Below are 19,068 nucleotides of genomic sequence, written 5' to 3'. Positions count from 1 at the left end.
TCATTCCCAGACAGGGTGGCTGGCTTTCAGGATTCCCCCGAGGCGCTCCCCGCGCCCCACCCGGGAAAACAAGGTTTCCGGCTACCACGTCCAGGGCAACGGCTCTACAGTCCCGGCATGCATGCCAACGCGCGTCCTCCCATCCGTCCGAAGCTGGTGTTGGCCGCGGTCGCCGGAGCCGGCGTGGTGCTCGCGCTCCTGCTCTCCACCCGCGCCACGCCCCCGCCCACCTCGAGCACCGCCGCGGACTCGGGCGGCTCGGTGCTGGGCGGAGAGACCGTGCGGCTGCTGCTCGTCGGAGATCCCTTCGCGCTGGCCCTCCAGGAGGCCGCCCCCGAGCTGGAGCAGCTCGCCGGGGGCCGGCTCGAGCTCGAGGTGGTGGGTTACGACGACGTGCGGCGGCTGACCCTGCGCAACGCCCAGGACCAGGTCAGCGCGTACGACATCGTCAGCTTCGATGTGGTGTGGACGGGCGAGTACGGCCAGCTGGGCGTGCTGCTGCCGCTGGAGACGTGGATCTCCCAGGCGGGCGCCCAGGTGGAGCCCGAGGACTTCCTGGACATCGCGTACACGCAGAGCCGCTACCACACCCGGCAATTGGGCCTGCCCATCCAGCCGCACCCGGAGCTGCTGTGGTACCGCAAGGACCTGCTCGCCGCGGACGGGCTGCAGCCGCCGCGCACCACCGACGAGCTGCTCCGGGTGGCGCGGCACTACCACCGGCCGGAAGCCGGGCAATATGGCCTCGTCTGGAATGGACAGCGGGGCCAGGCCTTCGGCCAGCAGATGGCCCACTTCTATGCCGCCTTCGGCCAGCCGCTGCTGGACGAGCAGGGCCGGCCCACGCTGGACACGCCCCGGGGCGTGGCGGCGGCCCGCTTCGCGCTCGAGCTGCTGAAGGTGTCACCGCCGGATGTCGTCAATACCGCGTGGGATCAGCGCCCGCGCCGCATCGCCCAGGGCCAGGCGGCGATGACGTACGAGTGGGGCGCCCGCGCCTGGCTCGTGGAGGAGGCGCCCTCCTCCGCCGTGGCGGGGAAGATCGGCTACGCGGCGGCGCCCCATGCTCCCGGAGCCGCGCCGGTGACGCCCATGGGGACCTGGAGCCTGGGCATCCCCGCCAACATCGGCCCCCGCCAGGAGCTGGCCTGGCGCATGCTCCGCTGGCTCACCTCACGGCAGGTGTTGAAGGTGCTGGCCCACCACGGCAGCGGCGGCATGCCGCGCAAGAGCCTGCTGCGCGACCCCGAGCTCATCCACCGCTACCCGGTGTTCTCCGTGGTGGACCAGCTCTCCCGGGCCGGCCAGCTCCAGGACTGGATGCGCCCCGCCGTGCCGCAGTGGCCCCAGCTCGCGGAGATCCTCGGCACCACCTACCACGACATGCTCCTGGGTCTGCTCCCCCCCGAGCAGGCGGCTGCCCAGGCACAACAGCGGGCGGAAGCGCTGTTCGCCCCGAGCGCCACGGGAGACTGAAATGGCTCCGGGCCCCCAAGCACCCCTCCCCCGGCACCGCTCGCTGCTGCGCTCGCCGCTCTACCTGCGCATGGTGGCCAGCATCACCGCCGTGCTGCTCATCCCCGCCATCATCACCTCGCTCTACAACGTCCAGCGCTCGGCCCAGGCGCACCTCGAGGCCAGCCACCCCCAGCTGCTCCAGGCCACCGAGGCCAAGGCCACCGCCGTCGAGGCCCTCCTGCTGCGCTCCATCAGCGACGTGCTCCTGCTCGGCCAGGCCCCGCCCATGCGGCGCTACGCCCAGGCCCTCGCCACCGCCCCGGCCTCGCCTCCCCAGGACGTGCTCGAGCTCTTCCAGACGGTGCTGCGCCGCTCGGGCGGCCTCTATGACGGCATCACCCTGCTGGATCGCACCGGCCAGGAGCAGGTGGCCGTCCTCCTCGACGGCAAGCGCCTCCAGGTCGTCCCGAAGCAGGCCCTGCGCTCGCGCGCGCACGAGGCCTTCTTCTCCGGGGCCATGAGCCTGGGCGGCATCTCCGGCCAGCTGGCGCCCGTCTACCTGAGCCCCGTCGAGCTGGAGCAGTCCCCGGAGGGCCACCGGCCCGCGCTCCACTACGCCCTGCAGGTGCTCGCGTTGGATGGGAGCGCCGCCGGCGTGCTGGTGGTCTCCGCGCCGCTCCAGCCCCTGCTGCGGCCGCTGCGCCCCGATGAGCCCGAGGACCGCGTGTACCTGGTGGATGCCTCCGGCAACTACCTCGCCAGCCCCGAGCCCCGCCACCTCCACGGGGACATGACGGGCCCCGGCCCCACCCTGCGCACGGAACGCCCGCGGGACGCGAAGGAGCTCCTCGGCCGGCCGGGCGGGACGCTGCTCGACACCGCCGAACGGCCGGGCTACCTCCAGGCCTTCGCGCGCATCCGCCCCGCGGGCCAGGGCACCATCCAATGGACGGTGCTGTACGAGCGGCCCCTGTCCACCCTCCTCGCCAGCGAGCGGGAGATCTCACGCGTCATCCTCGCCACCACCGCGGGCTCGCTGCTGCTGGCGCTGCTGGTGGCGCTGTTCTTCACCCGGGGCCTGGTGGGCCCCATCCGCCAACTGGCCACGGCGGCGGACGCGCTCAGCCAGGGACAGTGGCAGACGCCCCTGCCCTCCAGCCGCCGCCGCGACGAGCTCGGCGAGCTCACCGAGTCCTTCGCGAAGATGGGCCATCAGCTCCAGTCCGCCTGGCTCGACCAGCAGCGGCACGTGGAAGCGCTGCGCCAGGCCCACGACGAGCTCGAGCAGCGGGTCAGCGAGCGCACCCGGGAGCTGCGCGAGGCCCACCACCAGCTCATGGAGGCCGCGCGCGTCGCCGGGCGCGAGGAGATCGCCACCACCGTCCTGCACAACGTGGGCAACGTGCTCAGCAGCGTCAAGGTCTCCACCCAGCTCCTGGAGGAGCGCTTCCGCCGCTCGCGCCTCCACAACCTCTTCAAGGCCCTGGAGCTGCTGCGCGGCCATCAGCAGGAGCTCGCGCGCTACCTCACCGAGGATCCCCAGGGCCGGCTCCTGCCGGCGTACCTCTCCTCGGTGGGCGGCGTGCTGGCCGAGGAGCACGCGCAGCACCAGAAGGAGCTGGAGGGGCTGCGCAAGAACCTCGACCACATCGGCAACATCATCAGCGTGCAGCAGTCGCTGGCCGCCCGGCCCTCGCAGCTCCTCGAGGAGTTCGACGTGTGCGACGCCGCCGACGACGCGCTGCACATCCAGTTGCGGCAGTCCTCGCAGATCGAGGTGGTGCGCGATTACGCCCAGGTGCCGAAGGTGCTCACCGATCGGCACAAGCTGTTGCAGATCTTCGTCAACCTCGTCAGCAACGCCCGGCATGCGCTGATGGCGGCCCCCATCTCCCAGCGGCGCCTGGTCGTGCGCATCCGGGCCCTGGACGAGAGCATCCAGGTGGAGGTGAGCGACAACGGCATCGGCATCTCCGAGGTGAACATGCGGCAGATCTTCCAGTACGGCTTCACCGCCAGGAAGGACGGGCACGGCTTCGGGCTGCATGGCTGCGCCCTGCTGGCGCAGTCGATGGGAGGCAGCCTGCGCGCCCGGAGCGATGGGCCCAGCCAGGGCGCGGCCTTCACCCTGGAGCTGCCGTGGAAGCCGGGAAGCCCGGCCAGGCCCGCCCCGGACGAGGCGAACGGGCACGCCCATCCGTAGAGGGCTTCACCCCGGCAGCGCGAGCGGTCCCGCCAGGCCCCCCCGGCTCAGGCCACCGACTCTCCACCGCCCGTGCCCGGAAGCGGCGGCGGGCCGGCGGAAGCGCGCTGCTTGCGGCTCTGCCAGTCGTACTCGCCCACGAAGGTGCTCACGCGCTCGGCCACCAGCCGCATCTGATCCGCGGCCTCGTCGCTGGTGCGCAGGCTCGACATCGTCTGGTCCATGATCTTCGTCAGATCATTCACCGCCTGGAAGATCTGCCCGATGCCCTGGTTCTGCTGCGTGACGGCGGCGGAGATCTGCCGCACGGAGCTCACGTTGTCGCGCACGATGCCGGACAGCTGCCGGATGTTGTCGCCGAAGGACTGCAGCTGCTGCACGCTGCCCTGCACCTTCACGGAGCCCCCCTCCGTCATGTCCGCCGTGACGCGGATGGCCTCGCTCAGGTCCTGCAGGATGTTCTGCACGCTGTGGGTGGCCTTGATGGACTGATCCGCCAGGCTGCGGATCTCCCGCGCCACCACGCTGAAGCCCTTGCCGTGCTCGCCCGAGCGCACGGCCTCGATGGCGGCGTTGAGCGCCAGCATGTTGGAGCGGTCCGCCAGGCTCTTCACCGTCGTGGTGATGTTGGCGATCTGCCGCGCCCGCTCGTCCAGGGAGCGGATGCTCTGCGCCATCTCCATCACCTGCTTCTGGATGTCGTGCATGCCCGAGAGGCTCTGCTCGAGCGCGGCCTCACCGGCGCGGCCGATCTGATCCGCGCGCTCGGCCTGCTGCAGCACGTCCTCCGCCTTCTGGGCGGCCACCATGGACGTCTGTTTGATCTCCTGGGCGGTGACCTGCGTCTCCTGGAGCGACGCGGCCTGGATGGAGAGCGCCTCGGTCTGATCCTTGTGCGAGTCGTTGAGCGCCTCCGCGGACCTGCCCAGCAGCGACGCCGAGTCACTCAGCGAGGAGGAGAACGTCCGCAGCCGCTCGAAGGCGGACGCGGTGGACATGGACAGGTCACCCACCTCGTCGGTGGCCACCCACTCCGGCAGCGAGGGCCGGCCCGAGGCGATCGACTCGATGGACTTCTGCACGGCCTCGGTGCCCTGGCTCTGGTGGCGCGCCAGCTCCCAGGCGCACCACGCCGCCGCGAAGATCATGAAGCCACCGACGCACACCACCGGCACCACGATGGTGCCCAGGATGTTGGCCACGTCCGTGCGCAGCTGGGCCAGCACCGCGGCGGGCACCAGCCGCATCAGGTTGGTGAACAGCTCACCGAAGCCGTACTGGGTCTTCTTGTAGACGATGATGCTCGTCACCGTCAGCGTGGCGAAGACGAAGAGGGCGAAGCAGTAGGGCAGGTACCAGCGCATCTTGGGCCAGGCCTGGCCGCTGTCCTCCACGCGCGCCTGCGGGTACTTGTGGAACTCCTCGAGGGCGTAGGGGCGCAGCAGCCGATCCAACCGCAGCGCCATGCGGATGCCCACCACCTTCGCCAGCACCATGAACGAGGCCACCGTCAGCGGCACGTCCCAGGCATCCAGCCCGTACAGCACCGTGGGCCAGCCCGCCCACAGGACGCAGGACACGCCGTAGCCCAGCCACATCCGGAGCTCGATGCGCCGGGGCGCCTTGAGGATGCGCTTCAGCCGCTCGCCGGGAATCTCGTCCACACGAGGCGTGAGCGCGTTCTTCAGCTCGAGCCAGATGAACAGCAGGGGCAGCATGGCCCCGAACACCGGCGTCAGCGTGCCGAAATTGACCCAGGTGACGAACCAGGCCCGGTCCGGAGGCAGACCCAGGGTCAACGTGATCATGTAGGCCACGGGACCCAGGGCAGTCAGCATCGCGATCTGCTGCTCCAGGAAGAACTTGAGAACCAGCCGCTTCAACTCAGCGTTGCTCATGGATGGGCGGCATCCTAGCACTGTTCGCCTGAAATGCCGTTTTCCGTCCGCGCTGCTCCGCACATACATGGCGTGAAGCCGCTCCCTCGGCAGGAGCAGGGCCATCCATCCCGTTGGATCGTGTTGACGCGACCCGTCGTGTTGGGGCGGCTCCTACCCTCTCCGCGCAGTTGGCACATACCGGGAGACCGTACCGGTTCTTTTCAGCTTCACCTATCCTCGCAAGCCCCCACAGCGAGCAGTCGATCAGCCCCCCTATCAGGAGGTGAGAGTGCGTCCCAACGAGCGAGGACCCGGACAGGCCATTGTCATTGGCGGCAGCATGGCGGGACTCTTGAGCGCGCGGGTGCTCTCCGGGCAGTTCGAGAAGGTCATCATCCTGGAGCGGGAGCGGCTGCCGGAAGGCCCGGAGGCCCGGAAGAACGCGCCGCAGGGGCGCCACATCCACGCCCTGCTGGAGGCCGGGCTGACGGTGCTGGACGGCCTCTTCCCCGGGCTGGTGCGGGAGCTGGTGCACGAGGGCGCGGATCTCGCAGATCTGGCCCGGGACGCCGCCTGGTTCCAGTCGGGCAGCTGGAAGGTGCGCTACGAGGGCGGTCCCCGGTCCGTGCTCGTCTCGCGGCCCTTCCTGGAGTGGAAGGTGCGCGCCCGCGTCACCTCGCTGCCCAACGTCGAGGTGTGGCAGGGCTATGGCGTGGAGGAACTGCTCACGGACGCCTCGCGCACGCGCGTCACCGGGGCGAAGGTGAAGGGCCCCGAGGGCGAGCAGCTGCTCGAGGGCGGGCTGGTGGTGGACACCAGCGGCCGGGGCTCGCGGGCCCCGCACTGGCTGGAGGCGCTGGGCTACGGCCGCCCGGAAGAGGAGCAGGTGGGCATCGACCTGGGCTACACGAGCCGGCTCTACGAGCGCCCCGCGAACTTCGAGGAGTGGAAGATCCTGGTCATCAACGGCCGCGCCCCCGAGGCGAAGCGCTCGGGCTTCATCTCCAACGTGGAGGGCGGACGGTGGATCGTCAGTCTCAACGGGTACTTCGGGGACCACGCGCCCACGGATGACGCGGGCTTCCTGGAGTTCGCCCGGAACCTGCCCGCGCCCCACCTCTACGAGTACATCCGCGACGCGAAGCCGCTGAGCGCGCCCGTCTCGTACAAGATTCCGACGAGCCGCTGGATGCACTACGAGAAGATGGCGCGCTTCCCGGAGGGCTTCGTGCTCCTGGGTGACACCGTCTGCGCCCTCAACCCCGTCTTCGGGCAGGGCATGACGGTGGCGTGCCTGGGGGCGAAGCTGCTCGGGGAGAAGGTGGCCCGGGCGCGCGCCTCGCCGGGGGGCCTGTACGCGGGGCTGGCGCGGAGCTTCCAGAAGGAGCTGAGCAGGATCGTCGGCCTGTGCTGGTTCCTCACCACCACCATGGACCTGGCCCACCCGGAGGCCCGGGGCAGGCGGCCCTTCGGGCTGAAGGCCGTGCAGTGGTCCGTCCAGAACATGATCGACCTGACCTCGCTGGACGCGAAGGCCTGCCACGCCTTCTACGAGGTGCTGCACATGCGCAAGGGGATGGAGGGGCTGCTGCAGCCGGGCTTCGTCGCGGCGCTGACGGCCTACAACCTCAAGAGCCTGTTCGTCCCGCGGGAGCAGCGGGCCAACCTCACCACCCTGCCCCCCCCGCCCGGGCGGAGGACGCCCCCGGCGGCTCCGGGCGCGCGGGACATCGCCGCATAGCGTCACGCCCGCCTGCCTGGGCTCCGGCTCCCAGCGGTCATTTGGAGGACCGGGGAGGGAGTTGTAGAACTCCACCCCCGACACGGTCGTCCCCCTTCTGGGAGCCCCCATTGAAGCCTGAAGCAGCCAAGTCCGAGGCGGTTCGGAGCGTCGCCGTCGCGGCCGCCTCCGCCGCCCCCGAAGCCGTCAAGACAGCGGAGTTCCAGCCCTACATCCCCGCGGACCGGAGCGACGTCGCCGAGTTCACGCCCAAGGCCATCGGCATCGGCGTGCTCTTCGGCGTCATCTTCGGCGCCGCCACGGTGTACCTGGCCCTGAAGGCGGGCCTGACGGTCTCCGCCTCCATCCCCATCGCGGTGCTCGCCATCTCCCTGCTCAAGAAGCTGGGAGGCTCGACGATCCTCGAGAACAACGTGGTGCAGACCATCGGCTCGGCCGGTGAGTCCATCGCCGCGGGCGTGGTGTTCACCCTGCCCGGCTTCCTCTTCCTGAGCACCGACAGCCAGGGCTCCAGCTTCTTCGAGTACTGGACCATCTTCACGCTGGCGCTGCTGGGCGGCGTGCTGGGCACGCTGATGATGGTGCCGCTGCGCCGCTCGCTCATCGTGAAGGAGCACGGCAACCTGCCCTACCCCGAGGGCACGGCGTGCGCCTCGGTGCTCATCGCCGGTGAGAAGGGCGGAGACCTGGCGAAGATCGCCTTCCAGGGCGTGGGCTTCGCCTTCGTGTACGCGCTGCTGCAGAAGATCGTGAAGCTCATCGCCGAGACCCCGGCGCTGGTGACGAAGCAGGCCAACAAGTACTTCCCGTCCGCCACGCTGAATGGCGACATCACCCCCGAGTACCTGGGCGTGGGCTACATCGTCGGCCCGAAGATCGCCGGCGTGCTGGTGGCCGGTGGCGTGCTGGCGTGGCTGGGCATCATCCCGCTGCTGGCCTCGGTGGTTCCGCCGGACACCATCGCGGAGCAGCTGGTGAAGCTGGGCTACCTGACGAGCCTCACCACGGCGGGCGGCCCCGGCGGGTGGGATCCGGCGACGCACGGCTTCGCCAACACGGCCACGGCCATCTACCGCGCGTACGTGCGGCAGATCGGCGCGGGCGCGGTGGCCGCGGGCGGCTTCATCACGCTGCTCAAGACGCTGCCCACCATCGTGGCGGCCTTCAAGGAGAGCATCGCCTCCTTCAAGGAGGGCGCCGCGGGCGCCGCGCAGAAGCGCACCGAGCGCGACCTGCCCATCACCTTCGTGCTCTTCGGCAGCGTGGGCCTCATCCTGACGATGGCCGCCCTGCCCTTCCTGCCGGGCAGCGTGTTCGGCCGGCTGCTGCTGGGCATCCTCATCGTGGTGTTCGGCTTCTTCTTCGTGACGGTGGCCTCGCGCATCGTCGGCATCATCGGCTCGTCGTCCAACCCCATCTCCGGCATGACGATCGCCACGCTGATGGCCACCTGCCTCATCTTCATCGGCATCGGCTGGACGGGTGACATGTACCAGCCCATGGCGCTGTGCGTGGGCGGCATGGTGTGCATCGCCGCGGCCAACGCGGGTGCCACCTCGCAGGACCTGAAGACGGGCTACCTGGTGGGCGCCACCCCGCGGGCGCAGCAGATCGGCCTCATGATTGGCGCGGTGGCCGCGGCCATCGTCATCGGCCTCACCATGAAGCTGCTGGACACCCCCACCGAGGCGCTGCGGGCCCAGGGCGTGCAGCACATGATCGGCACGGACGCCTTCCCCGCCCCGCAGGGCACGCTGATGGCCACCCTCATCAAGGGCCTGCTGTCCTTCAACCTCGACTGGCAGTTCGTGCTGGTGGGCGTGGCCCTGTCGGTGACGATGGAGCTGTGCGGCGTGAAGTCGCTGTCCTTCGCCGTGGGCGCCTACCTGCCCCTGTCCACCACCGCTCCCATCTTCGTGGGCGGCGCCATCAAGGGCCTGTCCGACTACATGGCCAGGCGCAAGGGCGAGCACGTGGAGGAGTCCGAGCTCGGGCCCGGCAACCTCTTCTCCACGGGCCTGGTGGCCGGTGGCGCCCTGGCCGGCGTCGTCGTCGCCATCCTCTCGGTGAACGAGGGCGTCAACGCCGCCATCTCCAAGCTGTCCGTGGAGCAGGCCCTGCACCACTCCGTGGGCGCGGCCGGCTATGACCTGATCGGCGTCATCGCCTTCGCCCTCATGGGCTTCGTGCTCTACCGCATCTCGCGCAAGCCCACGCAGGCATAGCCACCCCACCCCCGTCTTCAGCCCCGAGCGCCCGGTGGGAGTCTTCCCCACCGGGCGCTTTGCTTTGGTTGACGGGAATAGGACTCCAACTTAGCTGTAGAATTTCAGCTGGACTTCAGCTAAAACTCCGAAGGCAGGAGAGTCCCGAGGAACAGCCCGGAATCCTCGGAGGAGAGAGTCCCATGTATGAGCTCAGCCAGCGTGTCGTTCTGCTCGTCGAGGACAATGCCGATGACGAGCTGATGACCCTCCGGGCGTTCCGCAAGAGCGGCCTGCACAACCCGGTGGTGGTGGTGCGGGACGGCGCCGAGGCGCTCGACTACCTCTTCATGCAGGGCCGGCACGAGAACCGGGATCCCTCCATCCGGCCGCAGGTGGTGCTGTTGGATCTGCACCTGCCGCGCATCGATGGGCTGGAGGTGCTGCGGCGCATCCGCGCCAACGAGCAGACGCGCGCGCTGCCGGTGGTGGTGCTCACCTCCTCCAAGGAGGAGCGCGACCTGGTGGAGAGCTACGAGCTGGGGGTGAACAGCTTCGTGCACAAGCCGGTGGACGTCACCGCCTTCTTCGAGGCGGTGCGGCAGCTGGGCATGTACTGGCTGGTGCTCAACGAGCTGCCGTCCGCGGCCGCCGCGCCCCGGAAGACGGCCTGAGGGCCTGTCCACTGCCGTACGCTGCCTTCCCCGGAGGGCAGGACTTTGCTGGCTGGAGAACGCTCGCCTCCCTGTTTGCATGAAGAAGGAGGGAGCCGTCCTTATCTCCCGTCAGGCGCATCACGAAGCAGCGTCAGGCGTCTCCATTAAATGGATGGAGACATGGGCCCACTTCCGGGCCTCTGGGGAGGAGCCCACGATGAGCACAGCCCTGGTGAATCGAGCGTCGGTGCGCGCCGAGGAGGCACGTGTGCTGGAAGCACGGGAGCAGCGTTCCAAGGTGCGTCAGGAGCTCGCCCGGAACATGTCCGGCCGCTCCATCATCGAGCTGGCCCTGGACGTGCCCCGGGGCACCGCGTCCAACGAGGACTGCCAGCACCTCTTCCTCGCCGGGCTGCAGCGGCTGGAGCAGGAGCTGGGCACGTCGCCCGCGGAGATGCTCGAGGACGCGGCGGGCTACTACGGCCTCTTCGTCACGCAGCTGCCCGCCCTGCTGGCGCGCCGCCGGGCCACCCGCATCGAGGGGGAGGCCGCGTGGGACCGGCAGCTGGGCATCGAGTGCTACGGCCTCGCCGGAAGCCTGGGGACCACGGGCAAGGTGCCGCGCGAGGCGGTGGGCGGCACGGCCTCCCGGTAGGGGAGGCCGCTATCCGCTCGTGGCCAGCACGCGCACGAGCGGCTCCATCGCGGCGGAGAAGACCTCCGGTGCCGGCAGCAGGGACAGCACCAGGAAGGCCCCGCCGGTGAAGTCGTAGAAGTAGCCCGGCTGCACCCCCACGCCCGCGTCGAGCAGGGCCAGGCAGGTGGCCTCCTCCCCGGGCTCCAGCGGAATGCGCAACACGGTGCTCCATCCCCCCTGAGCGGGCAGGACGTCCCAGCGGGCATCCCCCGGGCGGGCCTGGAGCAGCCGGCGCCGGTTCTCCTTCACCCGGGCCAGCAGCGCCTGTTGGAAGCGCGGTGCGTGCGCCAGCAGCCCCGGCAGGGCGAGCTGCACGGGCGTGTTCACCGGCAGGTACGTGTCCGCCACCAGCTCCAGGCGGGCCAGGGCCTCCTCGCGGAGGGCAGCGGGCCCGCCCACGTGCGTCCAGCCCAGCTTGAGGCCGGGCAGCCCCGCCACCTTGGACAGGCCGGAGAGGGAGAAGGTGAGCATGGGCAGCTCGCGCCCGGCCACGGTGGGCACCCGGCCTGGCGCCTCGTCCCAGGCGAAGTCGGAGAACACCTCGTCCGAAATGAGCGCCAGCCCGGCCTCCGCGCACAGCCGCCCCAGGGCCTCCAGCTCGCCCTCGTGGAGATAGTGGCCGGTGGGGTTGCCGGGGTTCACCACGAGCACGGCGCGGGTGCGGGCGTCCCTCGCGGCGGCCACCTCCTCCACGTCCAGGCCGAAGCCGTGGGCGCGCGGCAGGCGGTAGGTGCGCGCCTCCACGCCCTCCAGACGCGTGAGGTACTCGAAGAGGGGGTAGCTGGGCGCGGGGACGAGCACGTTGTCCCCGGGCTCGCACAGCAGCTTGAAGAGCCAGCCGTAGGACTCGCTCGTGCTCGCCGAGAGGACGAGGTGCGCGGGGGAGACGGGGGCGCCACGGGAGGCCAGGTGCGCGGCCACGGCCTCGCGGGCCGGGAGGAGCCCCAGGGGCTCGGGCGCGTAGCCGAGGGCCCCGGGAGTGGCCAGCAGGGCCGGCTCGGGCGCGGGCAGGCCCACGCGGGTGGGGTTGGTCTCGGTGAGATCCAACAGGGGGAGCCCGCGTTGGCGGCGCTCGTCGAGCGCCCGGGCCAGGGGGATCCAGGTGCGGGGGAAGCCGGTGCGGGAGGAGAAGCCGCTCACAGCCCCGTCTGCAACATGGCGGAGGCGACGAGGCGGATCAGCTCGCGGCGGATCTCCTTGCGGCAGTGCTCGACGGCCTTCGGGTGGGGCGCGGCCAGCCCGTCAGCGCGGGAGCGGATGGCGGTCCGGACCACGAGATCGACCTTGGCGGGCTCGATGTGGAAGAGCCGCTGACCATCCTTCTGGAGGAAGTAGGAGATACCGCGCGCATCGAGCAACTTGGAGAGGTAGCGCCTGGCATCGGCGAGGAGCGAGAGGTCGATGATGTCCGCCATTCGCGTGGCGTTCTCGCGCAGATCGAAACATGCGTCCATTTCACGGCCGTGCAACACGAAAACTTGCACTCGCGCGCGCCTTTGGATCGCCGCGGAGGCCGATTTATCGGCCTCGCGCGCGTTCGGGCACGAGTGGAGCGAGCGCCTTGCGGAAGGCCGCGTGGCGGCGGCGTGGATCCTCCAGGTAGGGAACTGGACCGAGGACCTGGATGTGATGGCGCTCGGCGATGAGGGAGGGGTTGTCGCGCTCGGAGGGGTCGCGGGAGGGAGAGCTCCGGGAGAGGAGCACGGCCGCGACAGGGATGTTGCGCGCGGCGAGGGCCTCGAGGGACAGGGCGGTGTGGTTGAGCGTACCCAGGCCGGCGCGGGCGACGAGCAGGACGGGGAGCCCGAGGAGGGAGATGAGGTCGATGACGTCGTGGGAGGAGTCGAGGGGGACGAAGAGGCCACCGGCGCCCTCGACGACGACGGAGCCGTGGCGGATGCGCTCCCAGGCGGCGAGGGTGGTGTTCCAATCCGGCTCACGGCCGAGGCGGCGCGCGGCGACGCCTGGGGCGAGGGGCGCGCGGAAGCGGTGGGGGCAGACGATGTCGAGGGGCAGGTCGCTCCGGGCGGCCTCGCGCAGGGAGAGCGCGTCGGAGGGAGCGGAGAGGGAGGCACACCCGCTCTCATAGGGCTTGAAGCCCTGGGGAGAGAGCCCGGCATCGGCGAGCAGGGAGAGCAGAGCGCGTGAAGCCTGCGTCTTCCCCACCCCGGTATCCGTGCCCGTGACGAAGAACCGCGGCCATTGCCCCTCTCCCTTCGGGAGAGGGACGGGGTGAGGGTATCGAGAACCTCGAGTTGCCACACGACCTCCCACTTGGAGATTCAGAGTCGCAGCGAGCGCAGCCCTTCCAGGGCGAGGTCCAGATGGCCCTCGGTATGGGCGGCGGAGAGACAGAAGCGAAGCCGGCTGGTGCCCACGGGGACGGTGGGAGGGCGGATGGCCTTCACCAGCAGGCCCTTGGAGCGCAGCGCGCGAGCCGCGGCGACGGCGGCCTCGGGCTCGCCCACGATGACGGGGAAGATGGCACTGCGGGGCTCGGCGGCGAAGCCGAGCGAGCGCAGGCCCTGGGAGAAGCGGCGGATGTTGCGCCACAGGCGGGCGCGCAGGGCGTCATCGTGCTCGACGATGTCCACGGCGGCCCCGGCGGCGGCGCACAGGGCGGCGGGCAGGGCCGTGGAGAAGACGAGGGGCCGGGCGCGGTTGAGGACGAGCTCCACCACGGGGCGGGAGGCGCAGATGTACGCGCCCAGCACGCCGAGGGACTTGCTCAAGGTGCCCATGCGCACGTCGACGGCGCTCTCGAGCCCCAGCTCCTCGCACAGCCCGGCGCCGCGGGAGCCGAGCACGCCGGTGGCATGAGCCTCGTCCACGAGGAGCGCGGCGCCGTGGGCGCGGCAGACGCCGACGAGCTCCCGCAGGGGCGCATGGTCCCCGTCCATGGAGAACACGGTGTCGGTGACGACGAGGCGCCTTCGTGCGGGAGTGGAGGCGAGGGCGCGGTCGAGCACCTCGACGTCGGCATGCGGGTAGACGACGGTGCGGGCGCGCGAGAGGCGGCAGCCGTCGATGAGGGAGGCGTGGTTGAGGGCGTCGGAGAAGACGGCGTCCTCGGGGCCGAGGAGGGCCTGCAGGGTGCCGACGTTGGCGGCATAGCCCGAGTTGAAGAGAAGGGCGGCCTCGGCGTGCTCGAAGGCGGCGAGCCGGGCCTCCAGCCGCTGGTGGGCGGTAGTGTCGCCGACGACGAGCCGGCTGGCGCCGGAGCCCACCCCATGGACCTCCAAGGCGGCCATGGCGGCGGCGCGCACGGAGGGCGAGGCGGCGAGGCCCAGGTAGTCATTGGAGGAGAAGTTGACGAGCGTCTCCCCGCCGACGCGGACGAGGGGGCCCTGGGGGGAGTCGAGCGGCTCGAGGAACCGCTTCAGCCCGCGGGAGGACAGGGAGTCCATGTCCGCCCGGGCCCAGCCCGTGACCACCGCGGCCCCATTGCCCACGGGGGCAACACTCCCCTCTCCCTCCGGGAGAGGGACGGGGTGAGGGTATCGCGAATCCCGGGTCATTACCGCGCCGTATCCGGCTCCAGGGGGCGGATGCCGGCCTTCTCGAGGAGGGCCATGTCCTGGGTGTACTCGGGGTTGCCGGTGGTGAGGAGCTTCTCGCCGAAGAAGAGCGAGTTGGCGCCGGCGAGCATGCACAGCAGCTGGGCCTCCTCGTTCATCTGCATGCGGCCGGCGGACAGGCGCACCATGGCCAGGGGCATGAGGATGCGGGCGGTGGCGATGGTGCGGACCATCTCCACGGTCTGCACGGGCTTCTGGTCCTGCAGCGGCGTGCCCTTCACGGCGACGAGCGCGTTGATGGGAACGGACTCGGGGTGGACCTCCTGGTTGGCGAGCGTGAGGAGGAGCTTGCAGCGGTCATCCAGGGACTCACCCAGGCCGATGATGCCGCCGGAGCACACGGAGATGCCGGCCTGGCGCACGCGCTCGAGGGTTTCGAGCCGGTCCTGGTAGGTGCGGGTGGAGATGATGTCGCCGTACTTCTCCTCGGAGGTGTCGAGGTTGTGGTTGTAGGCGGAGAGGCCGGCGTCCTTGAGACGCTTCGCCTGGCTCTCGGTGAGCATGCCGAGCGTGGCACAGGCCTCCATGCCGAGCGCCTTCACGCCGCGAACCATCTCCAGGACGTTGTCGAACTGGGGCCCGTCCTTCACCTCGCGCCAGGCGGCGCCCATGCAGAAGCGGGTGGCGCCGGCCGAGCGGGCCTTGGAGGCGGCATCCAGCACGGAGGGCACGGACATGAGCTTCTCGGCCTGCAGGCCGGTGTCCTTGTGGTAGCGCGCGGCCTGGGGGCAGTAGCCGCAGTCCTCGGGGCAGCCGCCCGTCTTGATGGACAGCAGCGAGCACAGCTGCACCTTGTTGTCCTGGAAGACGGCGCGGTGGACGCTCTGCGCCTTGTGGATGAGCTCGAGCAGGGGGAGCTCGTAGAGGGCGCGCACCTCGGGGAGCGTCCAGTCGTGGCGGACGACGACACCCGGAGGCGGAGCGGCGAAGTGGGCGTGACCGTGGAAATCGTGGGCGGCGGAGTCGGACATGGGCTCCTCGGGGGGTGTGGAGCGCGCACGGTGCGTGGACGGACCGCCCTTGTCAACCACGCAGCGCGCCCGGGTTGACGACCCCGATCCACCCCCCGAGGGAGGGACCCGGCGGAGGAGGCACGACGGGCGTGCCCCTCCCCTACCGGGTCCCCGACATCAGGCGTGGATGCGACGGCCCCGGCCCGCCATGCTCACCACGAGTAGCACCACGATGGAGCCGATGATCGACATGATGAGACCCGTGGCATGCAGGTCCGTCACGGCCCGGTGCGTGAAGAGCGAGCCGATGAAGCCACCCACGAACGAGCCCACGACGCCCAGCACCATCGTCATGACCAGACCCATGGACTGACGGCCCGGAACGAGAGCACGCGCGATCAGACCCGCCACCAGACCCACCACCAGCAACCAGAGGATGCCCATCTTCGTTCTCCCTTTCATGGGGTACCGCGACGTGCGGCCCCGATTGGGAAGAAACGTGGTGAGCCCAGCCCCGAGGCACAACTTGACGGGGAGGCCCGGGAGAGACCCCCATGCCCGGCCGCTCGCTCGCCGGACGGCCCCCGGGGAGGGGCGGGCAGGCGTGAGGGAAAGCGAGGGAAACGTGGGTGCCCTGGGATAGACAAGGGGTTCCATGGCGAAGGCAAAGACGCACTACACGTGTCAGGCGTGCGGGTACCAGTCGGCGAAGTGGTTGGGGAAGTGTCCCGACTGCGGCGCGTGGAGCTCGCTGGTGGAGGAGACCGAGGCGAAGGTGGACGAGAAGCGCCCGGCGTGGGGCGCCTCGGGAGGGGCGTCCAAGCCGGTGCGGCTGCGCGAGGTGAGCGGCGAGCAGGAGGAGCGCCGGCGCACGGGCATCGCCGAGTTCGACCGGGTGCTGGGAGGCGGAGTGGTGGACGGCTCGCTGGTGCTGCTGGGAGGAGACCCGGGCATCGGCAAGTCCACGCTGCTCTTGGCGGCACTGGACAAGCTGGGGCGGTGGGGCCCGGTGCTGTACGTATCGGGCGAGGAGTCGCTGCGGCAGACGAAGATGAGGGCCGAGCGGCTGCGGGTGGAGAGCGAGGACATCCACCTCTTCGCGGAGACGGACGCGGACCGGGTGCTGGCGGTGGCCGAGGGCCTCAAGCCACGGGCGCTGGTGGTGGACTCCATCCAGACGATGTACCTGCCGGAGCTGGGCAGCGCGCCGGGGAGCATCTCGCAGGTGCGAGAGGTGGCGGGGCGCTTCATGGCGTTCGCCAAGCGCAGCGGGGTGCCGACGTTCCTGGTGGGGCACGTGACGAAGGAGGGCTCCATCGCGGGCCCGCGCGTGCTGGAGCACATGGTGGACACCGTCCTCTACTTCGAGGGCGAGCGGGGCCATCCGTTCCGGATTCTTCGGGCGCACAAGAACCGCTTCGGCTCGACGAACGAGATTGGCGTCTTCGAGATGAAGGGAGCGGGGCTGGTGGAGGTGCCGGACCCGTCGGCGCTGTTCCTGGCCGAGCGGCCGGCGGGCAAGGCGGGCAGCGTGGTGACGTGCACGCTGAACGGGACGAGGCCGCTGCTGGTGGAGGTGCAGGCGCTGGTGGCGCCCACGGGCTACGGCACGGCGCGGCGCACGGCGATTGGCGTGGACGGTAACCGCGTGGCGCTGCTGGCGGCGGTGCTGGAGAAGAAGGAGGACATCCCGCTGGTGGGGTGTGATCTCTTCGTGAACGTGGCGGGAGGCATGCAGCTGTCGGAGCCGGCGTGCGACCTGGCGGTGTGCGCGGCGCTGGTGAGCAGCCTGCAGAACCGGCCGCTGGAGGCGCACACGCTGGTGCTGGGCGAGGTGGGCCTGGCGGGAGAGGTGCGCGCGGTGGGCCAGGTGGAGCCGAGGCTGGCGGAGGCGGCGAAGATGGGCTTCCAGCGGGCCATCATCCCCAAGGGGAGCGCGAGGCGGCTGGAGGGCACGAAGCTGGAGGTGGTGGGAGTCGAGACGCTCTCCGAGGCGCTGGGAGCGATGTTCGACTGAGGGGGGGGGGCCGTTCAGCGAGGAAGGGACATGCCCGCGGCAGCAGGTACCCGGGCCGGAGGCGCAGGGGGTGGGGGACGCGCCGGGAAGGGGATGACCTGTCCACCTCCTTGGGTCGGCGGCTGCTGGGCTCCCGAGCCCATCTGGCCTTGAATCGCACCCCACAGGACCGTCGTCGCGATTCCACCGATGAGGTCGATCACCATCCCCACGGTCCCGCTGACGGTGGCGAGTTTCTCACGCCGGCTGATCATCCCTTCCACGGCCTTTTCCACCCACCCGCCATACTGCCGCAACTCCTCCACCGTGAGGTCCACCCACTGCGCGTCCCTGTATGCAGCCACTTCCGAATCAAAGGGCTTCTGACTGCGCGTCCACCGGTACTGCACCACCCCCGGCTCGGAGGTCTTCCACTCCAGCCGCCAGATGTATTGCCCTGCCGCGAAGCGAATCAGGATTTCGCCGTGGAAATCCGTGCCCCCAGTGAAGCGTTCGCCGACCAGGATGGTCCGGTTCAGTGCAGCCAGGTACTTCCGTGCCTCCTCGCGGCCTTCGCTGAGGGCCTGCTCATGCCAGGGTTTGATCTCGAAGAGCACCAGGCGGGAGACATCGGCAATATCCGGGCATATCAAGACCTCGTCCGGAAGCAGGAGGGATTCATCTCCAATCCTTGCATCACGAATGATGGATTTGAGTGATTTATTATTATAGTACGTTACGCTATCTGGATAACTGACACCATACCGGAAAGCAATCAGCCGGTGTGAGGCATTGCCCATGAAGAACTCCCAGGGCATCTGCGAATCCAGCTTCCGGCCGGGTACATTGTAGCCCTGAAACACAGGGCCAGGAGACTGCCCACCCGCCGCTGGGACGTCGCTCATGGCCAGCAGCACTCCCTGCCGAGGAGTGCCAGTTCGCGGCGTCTCAAAACCTGGGCTCTCCGAGTTCCAGGCAGAGGAACTCCGCCCTCCGGAGGCTGTCACACAGCCGGCGAGCACCGAGACGAGAATCACAGCAATGCACCATGCGAACTGAGACCTGGGTGGACAGCAAGTGGTGGCACTCACGTGTAACTCCCGATCCGCTCGTGCGAGAAGTCACGAAGCCGGGAAGAAGTAGAAACGGAGAGCGACGAGTAACTCCAGGCCCTCGGCAGTCAGGTCACCCAGCGCCCCCCTCCTACCGGCACACCTCGATTCCTAATGCTTCTCGAGTTCGCGCTCCCAGATGGTCAACAGCCAGATGAGGTCCCCTGGACGTGCGCCAGAGACCCGGTCGAAGGACCATGAGTCGAGTGTAGCGAGGCGCTCACGTTGGAAGTCAGGGTCGGCCACCACTCTGTAGTGCTTCAACTTCCCGGCATGCGCCAAGGCTCGCGGCATCCCCCGGAAGATGGCCTCGATACAGTCCTCCCGCGTCGCCCGCGCCATGCGCTCCGCCGCCAGGGCCAGGCGCTCGCGCACTGAGGCGTCCTCCTCAGGGCACCACGCATCCATGGCCCAATCACAGGAGGCCACCATCACCTCCTCCAGCGTTTGCGCCGTCCCCAGCTTCTTGAAGAGGTAGCGCGCGGAATCGAGCGGCTCCCAGAAGCGCAGCACCGCCTGCAGACGCTTCGCCGTACGCTGCGCACTCACCGGGCCCATCTGCGCGAGAGCGAAATGGAGCGCGCCCCAGG

The 19,068-nt window shown here is 69.9% G+C and carries 14 protein-coding genes and 2 pseudogenes; 7 read left to right on the top strand and 9 right to left on the bottom strand.

The annotated features are described in order from the left end of the window. Positions 1–117 precede the first annotated feature (117 nt). Both AC16DP_RS47405 and AC16DP_RS47400 read left to right on the top strand, forming a co-directional pair. Positions 118–1,476 carry an ABC transporter substrate-binding protein gene (locus AC16DP_RS47405; protein WP_329729054.1) on the top strand — a complete coding sequence of 453 codons (1,359 nt, stop codon included), beginning with the start codon at positions 118–120 and terminating at the stop codon, positions 1,474–1,476. Position 1,477: 1 nt separating this feature from the next. After that, a complete protein-coding gene (locus AC16DP_RS47400; RefSeq protein WP_329729053.1) occupies positions 1,478–3,661 on the top strand; it encodes a sensor histidine kinase in 2,184 nt (727 codons plus the stop codon). A gap of 47 nt (positions 3,662–3,708) precedes the next feature. Here AC16DP_RS47400 and AC16DP_RS47395 read toward each other — a convergent pair whose 3' ends face one another. Beyond that, positions 3,709–5,559, bottom strand: coding sequence for a methyl-accepting chemotaxis protein (locus tag AC16DP_RS47395; protein ID WP_329729052.1), 1,851 nt, complete (start codon positions 5,557–5,559; stop codon positions 3,709–3,711). A gap of 271 nt (positions 5,560–5,830) precedes the next feature. Here AC16DP_RS47395 and AC16DP_RS47390 point away from each other — a divergent pair, with 271 nt between their 5' ends. From AC16DP_RS47390 to AC16DP_RS47375, 4 genes are all read left to right on the top strand, one after another. Then, a complete protein-coding gene (locus AC16DP_RS47390; RefSeq protein ID WP_329729051.1) occupies positions 5,831–7,282 on the top strand; it encodes an NAD(P)/FAD-dependent oxidoreductase in 1,452 nt (483 codons plus the stop codon). Between the two features lie 110 nt (positions 7,283–7,392). Further along, on the top strand, positions 7,393–9,507 hold the full coding sequence (locus tag AC16DP_RS47385; protein ID WP_329729050.1) for an OPT family oligopeptide transporter: 2,115 nt from the start codon (positions 7,393–7,395) through the stop codon (positions 9,505–9,507). Positions 9,508–9,689: 182 nt separating this feature from the next. Then, positions 9,690–10,160: a response regulator gene (locus tag AC16DP_RS47380; protein ID WP_329729049.1), complete on the top strand. Its 471-nt coding sequence runs from the start codon at positions 9,690–9,692 to the stop codon at positions 10,158–10,160. A gap of 199 nt (positions 10,161–10,359) precedes the next feature. Continuing rightward, a complete protein-coding gene (locus AC16DP_RS47375) occupies positions 10,360–10,797 on the top strand; it encodes a citrate lyase holo-[acyl-carrier protein] synthase (RefSeq protein ID WP_329729048.1) in 438 nt (145 codons plus the stop codon). A gap of 9 nt (positions 10,798–10,806) precedes the next feature. On the opposite strand, the gene AC16DP_RS47370 is transcribed toward AC16DP_RS47375, so the two are convergent. The 6 genes and pseudogenes from AC16DP_RS47370 to AC16DP_RS47345 form a co-directional block, all read right to left on the bottom strand. Beyond that, positions 10,807–11,979, bottom strand: a complete 1,173-nt coding sequence (locus tag AC16DP_RS47370; protein ID WP_329729047.1) for a pyridoxal phosphate-dependent aminotransferase — start codon at positions 11,977–11,979, stop codon at positions 10,807–10,809. Beyond that, a complete protein-coding gene (locus AC16DP_RS47365) occupies positions 11,976–12,293 on the bottom strand; it encodes a hypothetical protein (RefSeq protein ID WP_329729046.1) in 318 nt (105 codons plus the stop codon). Before AC16DP_RS47365 ends, AC16DP_RS47370 begins: the two co-directional genes overlap by 4 nt. A gap of 64 nt (positions 12,294–12,357) precedes the next feature. Beyond that, positions 12,358–13,035 (bottom strand): annotated as a pseudogene (gene bioD / locus AC16DP_RS47360) (dethiobiotin synthase); the annotation flags it as partial. Positions 13,036–13,121: 86 nt separating this feature from the next. Further along, positions 13,122–14,246, bottom strand: coding sequence for an 8-amino-7-oxononanoate synthase (gene bioF / locus AC16DP_RS47355; RefSeq protein ID WP_329729077.1), 1,125 nt, complete (start codon positions 14,244–14,246; stop codon positions 13,122–13,124). 110 nt (positions 14,247–14,356) lie between these two features. Next, positions 14,357–15,388, bottom strand: a complete 1,032-nt coding sequence (bioB, locus tag AC16DP_RS47350; RefSeq protein ID WP_329729045.1) for a biotin synthase BioB — start codon at positions 15,386–15,388, stop codon at positions 14,357–14,359. Positions 15,389–15,547: 159 nt separating this feature from the next. Further along, positions 15,548–15,814: a GlsB/YeaQ/YmgE family stress response membrane protein gene (locus AC16DP_RS47345; protein ID WP_329729044.1), complete on the bottom strand. Its 267-nt coding sequence runs from the start codon at positions 15,812–15,814 to the stop codon at positions 15,548–15,550. Positions 15,815–16,025: 211 nt separating this feature from the next. On the opposite strand from AC16DP_RS47345, the gene radA reads away from it, so the two are divergent. Beyond that, entirely contained in the window at positions 16,026–17,387 is a 1,362-nt protein-coding gene (radA, locus tag AC16DP_RS47340) for a DNA repair protein RadA (protein ID WP_329729043.1), read from the top strand. A 14-nt stretch (positions 17,388–17,401) separates the two neighbouring features. Here radA and AC16DP_RS47335 read toward each other — a convergent pair whose 3' ends face one another. Then, positions 17,402–18,271, bottom strand: coding sequence for a hypothetical protein (locus AC16DP_RS47335; protein WP_329729042.1), 870 nt, complete (start codon positions 18,269–18,271; stop codon positions 17,402–17,404). A gap of 318 nt (positions 18,272–18,589) precedes the next feature. Then, a pseudogene (locus tag AC16DP_RS47330) lies at positions 18,590–19,068 on the bottom strand (hypothetical protein); the annotation flags it as partial.

This window comes from Archangium sp., assembly GCF_057119385.1.
Note: the sequence above shows the minus strand (reverse complement) of the source record. Positions and strands in the feature narration are given on the sequence as shown.

What these genes read in the sequence shown, in the direction of transcription:
- AC16DP_RS47365 (WP_329729046.1), bottom strand. Translation starts at nt 12,293, where the DNA reads ATGGACGCATGTTTCGATCTGCGCGAGAACGCCACGCGAATGGCGGAC.
- bioF (WP_329729077.1), bottom strand. Translation starts at nt 14,246, where the DNA reads ATGGACTCCCTGTCCTCCCGCGGGCTGAAGCGGTTCCTCGAGCCGCTC.
- AC16DP_RS47375 (WP_329729048.1), top strand. Translation starts at nt 10,360, where the DNA reads ATGAGCACAGCCCTGGTGAATCGAGCGTCGGTGCGCGCCGAGGAGGCA.
- AC16DP_RS47395 (WP_329729052.1), bottom strand. Translation starts at nt 5,559, where the DNA reads ATGAGCAACGCTGAGTTGAAGCGGCTGGTTCTCAAGTTCTTCCTGGAG.
- radA (WP_329729043.1), top strand. Translation starts at nt 16,026, where the DNA reads ATGGCGAAGGCAAAGACGCACTACACGTGTCAGGCGTGCGGGTACCAG.
- AC16DP_RS47400 (WP_329729053.1), top strand. Translation starts at nt 1,478, where the DNA reads ATGGCTCCGGGCCCCCAAGCACCCCTCCCCCGGCACCGCTCGCTGCTG.
- AC16DP_RS47405 (WP_329729054.1), top strand. Translation starts at nt 118, where the DNA reads ATGCATGCCAACGCGCGTCCTCCCATCCGTCCGAAGCTGGTGTTGGCC.
- AC16DP_RS47380 (WP_329729049.1), top strand. Translation starts at nt 9,690, where the DNA reads ATGTATGAGCTCAGCCAGCGTGTCGTTCTGCTCGTCGAGGACAATGCC.
- bioB (WP_329729045.1), bottom strand. Translation starts at nt 15,388, where the DNA reads ATGTCCGACTCCGCCGCCCACGATTTCCACGGTCACGCCCACTTCGCC.
- AC16DP_RS47345 (WP_329729044.1), bottom strand. Translation starts at nt 15,814, where the DNA reads ATGGGCATCCTCTGGTTGCTGGTGGTGGGTCTGGTGGCGGGTCTGATC.
- AC16DP_RS47335 (WP_329729042.1), bottom strand. Translation starts at nt 18,271, where the DNA reads ATGAGCGACGTCCCAGCGGCGGGTGGGCAGTCTCCTGGCCCTGTGTTT.